A 12,542-nucleotide genomic window follows, 5' to 3' on the forward strand; every position below is an offset into this window, starting at 1 on the left:
CGGTGTTCGCCGAGCGCTTCCGCGCCGCCTTCGACAGCTCGCCCGCGCAGTACGTCGCCGAAGTGCGGATGCGCGCCGCCCGCGCCCTGCTCATCGACGGCCGCGGGGTGAGCGAGATCTCTCGCGAACTGGGCTACGCCTCGGACGAGGGCTTCAGCCGTGCGTTCCGCCGCCACACCGGCATGACCCCCTCGGCATTCCGCACGCGCGGCTTGGCGGCATCCGCCTGACCCCGCGACCTGCAATGGGATTCTGATCCAGACCAGCACAGCGGATGCCGGCCGGCACGGCGTGTCAGCGCGCCCGTCGGCTCGACAATCCGAACAGCACCGCGCCCACCACGAGCACGACCGCTCCGACCGCGTATGCGAGGCCGATGCCGAGAGCATCGACCAGCATCCCTCCGACGCCGGCCGCCAGCATGATCGCGGCTTGGAAGCCCACGACGACCAGCCCGCCGCCGGCCTCGAGGCGATCGGGCATCCGGCGCCCCACCCAGGTGTTCACGATCAGCAGCCACGAGGCGAAGAAGAAGCCCCACACGAATGTCACGACGCCGACGGTCCACAGCGAGCCCGCGCCCACGACGATCACCAGCAGCGCAGCGGCGATCACCAGGGGCGCGATCACCGACAGCAGCCGGTAGGTGCGGTCGATGCCCACGCCGATCACGAGGTTGCCGATGAACCCGCCGATGCCGAACACCGCCAGCAGCACGATGATCGTCATCTCATCCACGGGTGCTCCACCGACGTGGACCCGCTCCAGGGCGATCCGGATGTAGGTGTACGCCAGCGCGTGCCCGAAGGTCACCAGCACGTGCCCGGCCATGCCCAGTGAGATGCCGGGTCGCCGCAGCGTCTCGATCAGAACCGAGAGACGGGCGGCGTTCTCGGCGGGCACCCGCGGCAGCAGCACGCGCAGCCCGACCGCCAGCAGCGCGGTCGCCGCCGCGGCGATGCCGAAGACTCCTCGCCAGTCCAGCAGCTCGCTGAGCATGACGCCGACCGGCACTCCCGCGACGGTCGCGAGCGACGCGCCGGCAGTGGCGAACATCACAGCCCTGCCCAGCCGCTCCTGTCCGGCGATGCGCGCCGCGACCGTGATCGACATCGTCCAGAACCCTGCGATCGCGGTGCCCAGCAGCACGCGAGCGATCAGCATCAGCACCAGGCTGGGCGCAAGGGCGACTGTCACGTTCGAGATCGCGGCGAGCGCTGCCATCCAGACCAGCAGGGTGCGGCGGTCCAGCCTCGGCAGCGCCAGGCCGATGGTCGGCGCGACGACGAGGCCGGCCAGCGCCGTGACGGTCACCAGCTGCCCGGCCTGCCCGGGCGTGACGCCGAGCTCGGCGGCGATCTCGGTGAGCACTCCGTTGGGCAGGAACTCGGCGCTGACGAGCAGGAAGCTCATCGCCATCATCGCCAGCAGCGCCCCGTACGGCATGCGCGACGGAGCGTGTGCGGTGGTGGGGACAGGAGCAGTGGTGGTCATGATTCCAGCCTGCTCGCCGAGCGGATGCCACGCCCGACCGCTCGTCCGCGGCATCCGACCATTCGTCCGGAAGCGCTCAGACGCGCAGGCCGAGCATCGGCACGATGGCAGCGGCGAACGGGGTGCTGCCATTGCCGAGCAGCACAGCGATGGTGACGATCGCGCCCACCAGCAGTGCCAGCAGGAAGACGTAGATCACGGCGGTGGCCGCGCGGTAGCCGCCGGACGCCGCGCCGGTCACCGGCGGGACGACGTCCGGACCGGGGTCCGGTGCCGTCAGGTTCGGATCGGATGCCGGTGCAACGGCCTGCTCGGGCACCGCCGAACCAGCGGATGCCGCGCGAAGAGCCGCACGGGTGGTGTGCGGGCGGTCCAGGTCGGCGCTCCAGTTCGACCGGTTCCCCGACCTCGACGTCAGGCCGGGCTCGGACTTCGGCAGCAGGTCGTCCAGCCCCTCGGGTGCCGGCGGGATGATCGGATCCGGGATGACGGGCTCGGCATACAGCGACTCGGGGATCTCGGCATCCGGAATCTCGGCATCCGGGATCTCCGGCTCGGGGACGTCGGCATCGGCAGGGTCGGCATCCGGGATCTCGAGCTCCGGGATCTCGAGGTCGGGGATGTCAGCGTCCGGAGTCTCCGGATCGGGCGCGTCGCCGGCGGTCGCGGACGAGTCGTCCGCAGCCGCAGCAGCCCCGGCATCCGGGGCGCCCGCGTATCCGGCATCCGGACCCTCCGGAACGTCCTGCGCGCCCTCGTCGGGATCAGACATCTCAGCCTCCGATCGCTCCTGCGTCTGTCGTGCTCACATCCATGCGGTGGAAGTTCAGGTAGGACCGGGATGCCGTGGGGCCGCGCTGTCCCTGATAGCGGTTGCCGTACGCGCCGGAACCGTAGGCGTGCTCGGCGGGCGAGGTCAGCCGGAAGAAGCAGAACTGGCCGATCTTCATACCCGGCCACAGCTTGATCGGCAGGGTCGCGACGTTGGCGAGCTCCAGCGTGACGTGCCCGGTGAAGCCGGGGTCGACGAACCCTGCCGTGGAGTGCGTGATGAGCCCGAGGCGGCCCAGCGAGGACTTGCCCTCCAGGCGCGCTGCGACGTCGTCGGGCAGTGAGACCTGCTCGAACGTGGCGCCCAGTGCGAACTCGCCGGGGTGCAGGATGAACGGCTCATCGGGCGCCACCTCGATGAGCCTGGTCAGCTCGGGCTGCTCGACCGACGGGTCGATGAACGGGTACTTGTGGTTGTCGAACAGCCGGAAATAGCGGTCCAGGCGCACGTCCACGCTGGAGGGCTGCACCATCTCCTCGTCATACGGCGAGAGGCCGATGCGGCCCGATGCGAGTTCTGCCTTGATGTCCCGATCGCTGAGAAGCACGTCTTCAGCGTAACGGTGCTGTTGCCAGGGCGCAGAGCTGTGTCCGAACGATGGCCGCGGTGTTGCCCGGCCGTGGATCTCGTGTTGTCCGCGGCTCGATAGCTTCTTCTTCACGGGATGATCTGAAGCTCCACCACTCAGACCACCGCGAACACCATGAACCAGTGATGCGGGTCACCGCCTGACCGCATCACATCCAGCCGGTCGCCCGAAGGCCGGAGGGGAGAAGAGCATGAGCAGCACGAAGGCGGGCACGACACGCAGGATCAAAACCCCCCTGATCAGCACCGCCGTGCTCGTCGCAGCAGGGGTCGTGCTGCTCATGCTCGTCCCTGGACCCGCTGATCGCCGCGCTGTGCCTGCTGCCGACGAGGCCGTCGCCGGGACCGGCACGGCGGATGGGGCGTTCCGATGACCCCGGCCGATGACCCGGGCCTCGACGTCGACCTTGATAGCCTCGACCACGTGGGGCGACGAATCCTGGTCGTTGAGGACGACGACGGCATCGCGGTCCCGCTGCTGCGCACCCTCGATCGCGAGGGCTACGTGGTCGAGCGGGTGGCCGAGGGCGCCGCGGCGCTCGAGCGCGCGGATGCCGATGTGGATCTGGTGGTGCTCGACCTGGGCCTGCCCGACATGGATGGCCTGGATGTCTGCCGACGCCTGCGCGAGCAGGACTTCACCGGGGGCATCGTGATCCTCACCGCTCGCGACGGCGAGCTGGACAGGGTGGTCGGGCTCGATGTGGGCGCCGACGACTACATCGCCAAGCCGTTCGCCCTGGCGGAGCTGCTGGCCCGCCTGCGGGCGCTGCTGCGGCGCGCGGGGGCCGCATCGACGGCATCCGCTCCTGCTGGGGAGGCGGATGCCGAACCCGCGACGCCCGAGATGACGGCGCTGGTGGTCGATGTCGACGCGCGGCGCGCGCTGGCAGGCGGTCACGAGCTTCCGCTGAGCACCAAGGAGTTCGACCTGCTCTCCCGTCTGGATGCCCGCCGAGGTGCAGTGGTGACGCGCGAGCGGCTGATGGACGAGGTGTGGGACGAGAACTGGTTCGGTTCCACGAAGACCCTCGACGTGACGATCGCCCGCCTGCGGCAGAAGCTGGAGGAGTCCGGCGCCGCGGTGCGGATCACCACGCTGCGCGGGGTGGGATTCCGTCTCGACGAGGGCGCGAGGGATGCGTAAGCGCCTGATCACCGCGTTCGTCGCGATGGCGGTGATCATCATCGCGCTGTACGGTGCGCCGCGCGTCTTCATCGTCGCCGGCTCGATCCACTCCTCCGAGAGCCGCGACGCCGCGCGCACAGCCCGCCTGGTGTCGTCCGTGATCGCTGAGCGTCAGGCCACCGCACCGGTGGACGCCGAGTTCCTCGCGCGGCTGATCGCCGACGACGAGGGCATCAGCTACGTCACCCCCGACGGCGTCCGGATCGCCGTCGGGCGTGACGCGGACGGCAACGACATCGTCGCCACGCGGCAGGTGCCCGGCGGCGGTTCTGTGAGCTTCATCCGGTCCGCAGCGTCAGTCGCCGTTCAGGTGCGCGAGACGGTTCTCCCCCTGATCGCAACCGGCGCCGTCCTGCTGCTGGTTTCGGTGATCGGCGCCGTGCTGCTGGCCCGGCGGCTGTCGCGGCCGTTCCTGCAGGTGGCCGAGACCGCCCGCGCGCTGGGACGGAGCAGCGTGCCGTCGGAGCACGAGCCGCTGAGCATCCCCGAGGCGCAGGCCATCGACGACGCCCTGCGCGAGAGTGCGGAGACGCTTGAGCGCCGCATCCGACGGGAGCACGAGTTCGCCGCCAACGCCTCCCATCAGCTGCGCACGCCGATCACCGCCGTACGGCTGGAGCTGGAGGATCTGTCGCTCTGGCCGGAGACCCCGCCCGCTGTGCGGGATCAGCTGGCGCACGCCGTCACCGAGATCGACCGGCTGGCGGATGCCATCACCCAGCTGCTGGCACTGGCGCGCGGCGAGACCGCCGGGGACGGCGCGTCGGAGCCGCTGGATCGCATGCTGCAGGATGCCGTCTCACGGTGGAGTCAGCCGGCGCACGAGGCCGGGCGCAGCATTCAGCTCTCATCGCCCGGTGCCGTGCAGGTCGCGGTTCCGGCAGCCGCGTCGCAGATCCTGGACGTTCTGCTGCACAACGCGATCCGGCACGGCCGCGGCAAGATCACGGTCTCCGCCGTGCAGCGCGCGGAGTACGTCGCCGCGCAGGTCGCCGACGAGGGTCCGCGCCCCAGCGGCAACGCGATCTTCCAGCGCCGACCCGACCAGCGCACCGCCACCTCCGGCGAGGGCATCGGACTGGCGCTGTCGGCCGAGCTGGCGGAGTCGCTGGGCGGTCACCTGCTGCTGGACGGCGGCGAGACCACCACGTTCCTGCTGATCCTCCTCGCGCGCGGCTGACCGGGCCGCTCGAGGCCCCGGGGCCGATCGCGGGCGGATCAAGATCGCCTCAGGCCAGTCCCCACTCGTACGCGAGGATCACCACGTGCACGCGGTCACGGGCGCCGAGCTTCTGCAGCACCCGGCCGACGTGCGTCTTCACGGTCGACTCGCTGAGAAACAGCTGCTGGGCGATCTCGGTGTTGCTGAGCCCCTGCGCGATGGCGCTGAACACGTCGCGCTCCCGGTCAGTCAGCTCTGCCAGTGGATCGGATGCCGGCGCCGCGGGCGCCGGGTGGCCGAGGTGCGGCGCCAGGTGATCCAACAGTGCCCTGGTGGCACGGGGCGCGAGCGCGCCGTCGCCGCGATGCACGGCGCGCACGGCCGAGACGAGCTCGGCGCGCCGGGCATCCTTCAGCAGGAAGCCGCTGGCACCCGCGCGGATGGCGCCGAACGCGTACTCGTCCAGATCGAAGGTGGTCAGCACCAGCACGCGGACAGCCGGATGCCGCCGCACGATCTGCGCGGTGGCGGCGATGCCGTCCATGCCGGGCATCCGCACGTCCATGAGGACGACGTCCGGATGCTGCGTGGCGACCTGGGCGATGGCATCCGCTCCGTCACCGGCCTCGCCGACCACCTCGATGTCGTCCTCGGCGTCGAGCACCAGTCGGAAGCCGATGCGGATCAGCTGCTGGTCATCGACCAGCAGCACGCGGATGGTGTCAGTCATGGTCGTTCCCCCTTCGCTCGCCCCGACTGGATGTCTGTGCCGTCGTCGTCCTGCTCGCCGCCCCTGCTGGACGTCTTCGCCCCTGCTGAGTCTCGTCCACCAGCAGGGGCGGCGGCGCTGAGCGGGGGCGACGACGACGCCGCTGCGGATGCCTGGGCCGTTGGCCCTGTCTCTGCCCGGTTCGCTGAGCCTGTCGAAGCGTCGGGGCCCTGGGTCGCTGAGCCTGTCGAAGCGTGCGGCAGCTCAGCTCTCAGCATCCATCTCCCGCCGCCGGCCGGCGCCGAGACCAGCACCCCGCCCAGCAGCGAGGCCCGCTCGGCGAGCCCTCGCAGCCCGAAGCCGCCCTCGGCGGCGGCATCCGGTGCTCCATCGTTGACGATCTCGATGACCAGCGGCGACACGTCGTAGTCGATGCGCACGTCGATGACGTGCGCGGTGGGTGCGTGCCGCATGGCGTTGGTGACGCCCTCCTGCACGATGCGGCCGATGGCGAAGCGCAGCGCGGGAGCGGCATCCGGCTCCCCTCGAACGGCGAGGGATGCCCGGAAGCCGGCGCGCTGGGCGGCCTCGACCGTGGCGGCAGGGCTGGTGGGCTCCAGCGGCGCGAGCGGGGCATCCGCGTCGCCATCGCGGAGCACTCCGAGCATGGAGCGCATCTCGGTGAGTGCATTGCGGGCGGTGGCGGCGGCGGCCATCGAAGCGTTGCGGGCACGGCCCCTGTCGTCGGTCGCGGCGGCGCCTTCGGAGAGCGCCACCACGACGGTCAGCGAGTGCGAGACGATGTCGTGCATCTCGCGGGCGATGCGGTCGCGCTCGGCGGCGGCGGCCAGCTGCGCCTGCTGGTCGCGCTCCACCAGAAGCTGCCGGGAACGGTCGATGATCGCTTCGAGGTAGCGCTTGCGGTTGCCGACGTTGGTGCCGATGAGCGCGGCGATCACGCCGGGCACGGCCACCGAGAGCGCCGTGTTCACCGCGGTCTGGAGGTCGATGCCGCCGAACCCGAACCAGGCGAACGCGAGTCCGCCGGTGATGACGATGCCCGCGCCCAGGCCGATCCACGCGGCCCGCACGGATCGGTACACCGCGAGGGCGTACAGCGCCAGGGCGAACAGCGGCGCGCCGGCCGACCGCATGACGAACAGCAGCGTCACGTCGGTGGCGATCGCCGCGACCAGGACCGCGACCGGCCAGCGGCGCCGCCAGACCAGCAGCACGCAGGATCCGGTAACCATCAGCGCCGAGAAGACCACCTCGGCGGGCGGTGCCGGCGGCGCGCCGGGCGCGGGGATCGTGCTGGCGCCCACGGAGACGAGCAGGCACAGCACGGCGATAAGGATGTCGGCGAACAGCGGATGCCGTGCCCAGAACCGCCTGATCACACCGGGCGGACGCGGCAGCCGCAGCTCCTCGTCCCGCGGGACGGCGGAGCTGCGGCTGGGGTTCGACACGCTGATGACTCTACTTATGGGTGTCTCGGCCTGTCTCATCGGCCCTGCGCCTGTCTCCTGGATCGCTGAGCCTGGGTCCTCGGTCCCTCAGCCTGTCTGCTGGGTCCCTGAACCCGTCTCATGGATCCCTGAGCCCGTCTCCTGGATCCCTGAGCCTGTCGCTTGTACTGAGCGAGCGCCAGCGAGACGAAGTGAAGGGTCCGCTACACGTCCCGTGCGCGCAGCACGGCCCACGACCCCAGCAGGGCCGCAGCCGGCCAGGCGGCGAGCGTCGCCCAGGACGCCGGCACGCTCAGCGGCGCACCGTCAGAGGGCATGATCACGTTCGGCGCCACCGAGGCCGGCAGGTAGTCGACCATGTCCATGATCCAGGTCAGGTCGTGCAGCCACATGCCCATCAGCTGGAGCACCGTCGGCAGGATGAACACGATGCCGACGGTGACGGCGATGGCACCGGCGCCCGAGCGCAGCAGGAAGCCGAGGCCCACGCCCAGCAGAGCGAACAGCGCCATCACCGCGGAGGCGGCGAGGATCGGCAGGATCGTCTTCTCGGGATCGGTCCAGGCCACCGGCATGTCCTTGCCTGCCGCGATGGGTGTGATGGCGGCCGCGGCGATACCGAAGACGACCAGAGAGACGATGAACATGAACGCGCCCAGCACGACGGTCTTCGCCGCCAGCACGGAGCCGCGCGCGGGGCTGGCGGTGAACGTGGAGCGAATCATGCCGGTGGAGTACTCGCCGGTCACGGAGATGACGCCGAGAATGGCGGCGATCAGCATGGTGAACTGCACCGGCATCAGCACGGCCATCATGATGTTGTCGACCGGCCCCGCGATCACGGAGGTCACGAGGATGGCGATGCCGATCGTGATGACGGCGACGATCGCGACCGACCACCAGGTGCCGCGCACGCTGGTGAGCTTGAGGTACTCGCTGCGCAGCTGACGGACGAAGGTCAGGTTGCGTGCGGGCGTAGGGACGTGGGTGGCTCGCGCCTGGATGGCGGTCATGCGAGTGCTCCTTCCAGCGCGGCATCCGTCTGCGGGACGGCGCGGGTGCGGTATTCGACGGCGTCGCCGGTGAGGGCGAGGTAGGCGTCCTCCAGCGATCCGCTGGTGGGGGTGAGCTCGTGCACGGCGATGCCGCGCTCCGCGGCGATATCGCCGATGCGGGATGCCGGAAGGCCTGTCACATCGAGGGTGAACTGGTCGGTGGTCACGACCTCCACGTCGCGGCCGGCAACGGCATCCGCCAGTTCTGCGGCGCGCGGGCTGCGCACGTGCACGCGGGCGGTGGTCCAGGCCCGCACCAGGTCGCTGAGCGGCGCGTCGGCGAGCACCCTGCCGCGGCCGAGCACGATCACGTGATCGGCGGTCTGCGACATCTCGCTCATCAGGTGGCTCGACAGCAGGACCGTGCGCCCCTCGGATGCTGCGTGGCGCACGAACTCGCGCACCCAGCGCACGCCCTCGGGGTCGAGGCCGTTGACGGGCTCGTCGAGGATGAGCGTGTGCGGGTCGCCGAGCAGGGCCGCCGCGATGCCGAGGCGCTGGCCCATACCGAGCGAGAAGCCGCCGGCGCGCTTGCGCGCGACGGAGCCGATGCCGGTGATGTCGATGACCTCGTCGACGCGGGAGTTCGGGATGCCGTGCGTGGCGGCCAGGGCGCGCAGGTGATTGCGGGCGCTTCGGCCGATGTGGACCGCCTTCGCGTCGAGCAGCGCACCGACCTCGGTCAGCGGCGAGGTCAGCTGCCGGTAGTCCTTGCCGTTGATGGTCACGCGGCCGGTGGTCGGACGGTCCAGCCCCACGATCATGCGCATGGTGGTGGACTTGCCTGCGCCGTTGGGCCCGAGGAATCCCGTGACGCTCCCCTGACGCACCGTGAACGAGATCCCGTCCACCGCGATCTTGTCTCCGTACCTCTTCCCGAGGCCCTCTGCTGTGATCATGCCTTCGACGCTATTTCGACGGATGCCGCTGGCGCGTCCGTCCGCGGGATGATCCTGTGCGGCACCTGTGGCACTTTGGTGCCATGCGCGTACTGGCCCCCTGAGCTCGCCCTGCTTCTCTGAGCTCGCACTGCTTCTCTGAGCTCGCACTGCTTCTCTGAGCTCGCCCTGCGTCCTTGAGCACATCCTGGGTCCCTGAGCTCATCCCGCGTCCTTGAGCACATCCTGGGTCCGTGAGCACATCCTGGGTCCCTGAGCCTGTCGAAGGGTCGTGGCATTCGCACCCCCGGGGTTTGTTATGCTTGCCAGGCGTCTTCAGGCGCAACGGGGCTGTAGTTCAATGGCAGAACTTCTGCTTCCCAAGCAGACAGCGCGGGTTCGATTCCCGTCAGCCCCTCCACTAAGTAACACCCGGTCAGAGCGTATTTTCCGGGCCGTGCTGGTGGTTGGATTGAGAGCGAGTTCAGACCCTCTCATGGACTCCCGTGGACTCACGGGCCGAAATGAGAGGCCAGAACATGGCATCCTCTGCACACCCTCACCCCCACTCCGGCATCTCCTCGCAGGCAGGATTGGCCGCGCTGCGCGCCGCCAGCCCGGCCCCGCAACCGCTGGCAATTCTCGAGCTGATCGACACGTACGCGGCTGCGCGATCAGCTCGCGATGACGCCTACAGCAACAGCGCGGAGTGGGCGTTTCATGACAAGCACGACGCGCTGCGCGCCGCCCGCGCCGCCGTCGCGGATGCGCTCGGCATCCCCGCCGCCCAGCTCCCCGAGCTGCGCGACCCCATCAGCCGCCGTGCCGATCACGGCATCGGCTTCGCTGAGCTGCACCCTGAGGGCGAGGACGCGCGATGACTCGCCGCGTCAAGTCGGCAGCGCGCCGCGCGCCGAACCGGCTCGGGACGGTCGAAGCGCTCCCCTCAGGCCGCTACCGGGCGTTCTACCGCCGCGACGGTCGCAAGTTCACCGCCCCGCGCACGTTCGCCACGCATGGCGAGGCGGATGCGTGGCTCGCCGCTGAGTTCGCCGACCGCGCCCGGGGCGTCTGGCGCGACCCGGATGCCGGGCGCGTGACGCTGGCCGACTACGCCGCCGACTGGCTCGCCGCGCGGCCCGACCTCGCCCCGCGCACGCGCGACCTGTACCGTCGCAACCTGGATCGGTGGATCCTCCCGCGCGTCGGCATGCAGGCCGGATCCCGGGGCGTGGAGCTGGGCACGATGTACGTCGCCGACCTCACGCCGGCGACCGTGCGCGCGTGGCGTGCAGGCGTGTACGCCGATGCCCGGGCGTCGGCATCCCGCCAGCTCGCCCGCGAGCACGAGCGCGGCGAGCACCCGGCCCGCGTCTGGGCGCGCAGCAAGGGCATGCCCGTTGCCGCCGTGGGCAGGATCAGCCCCGCCGTCATGAAGGCGTGGCGCGAAGCCGGGGAGCCACAGCCCGCCCGCAAGCCCCTGGCGACCGTCGTGCCGCTGGAGTCGGCAGGCGAGACAACCACAGCGCAGGCGTATCGCGTGCTGCGCGCGATCCTCTCAACCGCTGTCACAGATGCCCTGCTCACCGCCAACCCGTGCCAGATCCGGGGTGCAGGGCAAGTTGCTCACAAAGAGCGCCCGACTGCGACCCCCGCCGAGGTCGCCCAGATTGCCGCGCACATGCCGCCCCAGTACGCCGCCGCCGTCACGCTGGCCGCGTGGAGCGGGCTGCGCTTCGGGGAGCTGTTCGCCCTCGCCCGCCGTCACATTGACCTCGCTACTGGGGCAGTGCGCGTGGAGCGCGCGCTAGAAGCCGTGCCCGGTCAGCCGATCCGGTTCGGCAAGACCAAAACAGCGGGAAGCCGCCGCACTGTGCGCCTGCCCGCGTTCGTGGTCGCGCAGCTTGCCGAGCACATGGCCGAGCGCGTGCCTGGCGATCCCGACGCGCTGTTGTTTGCCACCGCCGAAGGCGGGCCGGTGTCTAACGCAACGCTTTCCCGCCACTACCGTGCTGCCCGCAAGGTCGTGGGCCGAGAGGATCTGCGCTGGCATGATCTGCGCCACACTGGCGCGACCCTCGCTTATCGGGCTGGCGCGTCCGTCCCCGATGTCCAGAAGAGGCTTGGGCGCACGACCATGCGCGCCGCACAGATCTATGCGCACGCCGGAGACGACTCGGATGCCGTGCTCGCACGCAACTTGGATCTGCTCTACGCCGAGGCATCAACAAGCGTCCCGCGCCTGAAAGCGGTGTGAACGCAACACCGCTGAGAGCACCCCACGCGCGCATGCGCCGTGGGGTGCTCTCGCTTTGCGTGTGGCATTCCGGTGTCAGGTCTTGCCTGACATTTCCGCGCATAAGACGCCCGGAAATATGCGGCAGAACGGGCCTTATACCCCCGCGCATGGCATCGGCGTGTCACTTGCGGTAGCCGTCATTAGCTGTCAATGTCTGACCCCAGACGTACACTCCCACCGACATACAGACACAAACGGCGAACGCCATCACCGGCCCCGGATCCGAGCACGAGAGGAAAGCCCTGTGGATGCCCTGCTCACGATTGCACGCAGCATTCGTCGTGCGTTCTCGCGTGCGCCCGAGATCCCCACTCGCCCAGATCTCCGCGCGCTCGACGTGGCTCAGGATGCCGAAGTTGAGGAGATGCTGAGCGCAGTAGATGCGCTTCGACTCGAAGCATTCCACCGGCAGATGCACCGGTACACACGTCCCGAACTCGCGCAGCTCGGAGCCGATCTCGCGGCGAGTGTGGACGCTGATATCGCAGGCATCCGCGATGCCGCCGCCCTGACAGTGGCACAGTTCACCGAATGGGAAGCCGTGCGCGCAGCTCGCGCCGCACGCGCAGACACCACGGAGACACAAAGCGCCGATGCTACCGCCACAGCGGCGAACCTCGCCGCACGCCTGCTAGCCCTGGTGCCGCAGATCCTGCATCGGCTGTCGATGCACGTCCTCCGCCCGGTCACCCCACGCGCCCCAGCGGTCGCCTGCCTGGCATAGCGCGAACCGCACACATCCCTACCGACGCTGCATAGCGCGCCGGTTCGCCGCTCCAGGCACCCCGGCTGATCTCCCGAGAGTAGATCGGCCCGCGCGGCCCACCGCCGCGCGCCGCCCTCGCCGCGCCTACCACTAGGCGCAGG

Annotated in this window: 14 protein-coding genes and 1 tRNA gene; 8 read left to right on the plus strand and 7 right to left on the minus strand. The window is 70.1% G+C overall.

Annotated elements, in window-relative coordinates; all coding sequences use genetic code 11:
* The coding region (locus WA967_RS01625; protein ID WP_424419158.1) for a helix-turn-helix transcriptional regulator at positions 1 to 230 on the plus strand (230 nt) is incomplete at its 5' end.
* Positions 231 to 294: 64 nt separating this feature from the next.
* Here WA967_RS01625 and WA967_RS01630 read toward each other — a convergent pair.
* From WA967_RS01630 to dcd, 3 genes are all read right to left on the minus strand, one after another.
* A complete protein-coding gene (locus tag WA967_RS01630) occupies positions 295 to 1,494 on the minus strand; it encodes an MFS transporter (protein ID WP_424419159.1) in 1,200 nt (399 codons plus the stop codon).
* A 76-nt stretch (positions 1,495 to 1,570) separates the two neighbouring features.
* Positions 1,571 to 2,266: a hypothetical protein gene (locus tag WA967_RS01635; RefSeq protein WP_424419160.1), complete on the minus strand. Its 696-nt coding sequence runs from the start codon at positions 2,264 to 2,266 to the stop codon at positions 1,571 to 1,573.
* A 1-nt stretch (position 2,267) separates the two neighbouring features.
* The gene (gene dcd / locus WA967_RS01640; RefSeq protein WP_424419161.1) at positions 2,268 to 2,873 is read right to left on the minus strand and encodes a dCTP deaminase; all 606 of its coding nucleotides are present in this window, start codon (positions 2,871 to 2,873) and stop codon (positions 2,268 to 2,270) included.
* A 232-nt stretch (positions 2,874 to 3,105) separates the two neighbouring features.
* Between dcd and WA967_RS01645 the strand changes: the two genes are divergently transcribed.
* From WA967_RS01645 to WA967_RS01655, 3 genes are read left to right on the plus strand one after another with little or no spacing between them, the layout of a single operon-like run.
* Entirely contained in the window at positions 3,106 to 3,288 is a 183-nt protein-coding gene (locus tag WA967_RS01645) for a hypothetical protein (RefSeq protein ID WP_424419162.1), read from the plus strand.
* 50 nt (positions 3,289 to 3,338) lie between these two features.
* On the plus strand, positions 3,339 to 4,061 hold the full coding sequence (locus WA967_RS01650) for a response regulator transcription factor (RefSeq protein ID WP_424419163.1): 723 nt from the start codon (positions 3,339 to 3,341) through the stop codon (positions 4,059 to 4,061).
* The gene (locus WA967_RS01655; RefSeq protein WP_424419164.1) at positions 4,054 to 5,283 is read left to right on the plus strand and encodes a sensor histidine kinase; all 1,230 of its coding nucleotides are present in this window, start codon (positions 4,054 to 4,056) and stop codon (positions 5,281 to 5,283) included. Before WA967_RS01650 ends, WA967_RS01655 begins: the two co-directional genes overlap by 8 nt.
* Before the next feature lie 49 nt (positions 5,284 to 5,332).
* Here WA967_RS01655 and WA967_RS01660 read toward each other — a convergent pair whose 3' ends face one another.
* The 4 genes from WA967_RS01660 to WA967_RS01675 all read right to left on the minus strand — a co-directional run bounded on the left by WA967_RS01660 (position 5,333) and on the right by WA967_RS01675 (position 9,397).
* A complete protein-coding gene (locus WA967_RS01660) occupies positions 5,333 to 5,995 on the minus strand; it encodes a response regulator (RefSeq protein ID WP_424419165.1) in 663 nt (220 codons plus the stop codon).
* A complete protein-coding gene (locus tag WA967_RS01665; RefSeq protein WP_424419166.1) occupies positions 5,992 to 7,443 on the minus strand; it encodes a sensor histidine kinase in 1,452 nt (483 codons plus the stop codon). The genes WA967_RS01660 and WA967_RS01665 overlap by 4 nt, the downstream gene beginning before the upstream one ends.
* Before the next feature lie 203 nt (positions 7,444 to 7,646).
* Positions 7,647 to 8,456, minus strand: a complete 810-nt coding sequence (locus WA967_RS01670) for an ABC transporter permease (RefSeq protein ID WP_424419167.1) — start codon at positions 8,454 to 8,456, stop codon at positions 7,647 to 7,649.
* The gene (locus tag WA967_RS01675; RefSeq protein ID WP_424419168.1) at positions 8,453 to 9,397 is read right to left on the minus strand and encodes an ABC transporter ATP-binding protein; all 945 of its coding nucleotides are present in this window, start codon (positions 9,395 to 9,397) and stop codon (positions 8,453 to 8,455) included. The genes WA967_RS01670 and WA967_RS01675 overlap by 4 nt, the downstream gene beginning before the upstream one ends.
* Before the next feature lie 326 nt (positions 9,398 to 9,723).
* Here WA967_RS01675 and WA967_RS01680 point away from each other — a divergent pair.
* From WA967_RS01680 to WA967_RS01695, 4 genes are all read left to right on the plus strand, one after another.
* A tRNA-Gly gene (locus tag WA967_RS01680) sits at positions 9,724 to 9,797 on the plus strand.
* A gap of 118 nt (positions 9,798 to 9,915) precedes the next feature.
* Positions 9,916 to 10,257, plus strand: coding sequence for a hypothetical protein (locus WA967_RS01685; protein WP_424419169.1), 342 nt, complete (start codon positions 9,916 to 9,918; stop codon positions 10,255 to 10,257).
* On the plus strand, positions 10,254 to 11,633 hold the full coding sequence (locus WA967_RS01690) for a tyrosine-type recombinase/integrase (RefSeq protein ID WP_424419170.1): 1,380 nt from the start codon (positions 10,254 to 10,256) through the stop codon (positions 11,631 to 11,633). Before WA967_RS01685 ends, WA967_RS01690 begins: the two co-directional genes overlap by 4 nt.
* Positions 11,634 to 11,919: 286 nt before the next feature.
* A complete protein-coding gene (locus tag WA967_RS01695) occupies positions 11,920 to 12,399 on the plus strand; it encodes a hypothetical protein (RefSeq protein ID WP_424419171.1) in 480 nt (159 codons plus the stop codon).
* Positions 12,400 to 12,542: the final 143 nt, after the last annotated feature.

Source organism: Microbacterium sp. (assembly GCF_049650565.1).
In the GTDB taxonomy this organism is placed as follows: domain Bacteria; phylum Actinomycetota; class Actinomycetes; order Actinomycetales; family Microbacteriaceae; genus Microbacterium.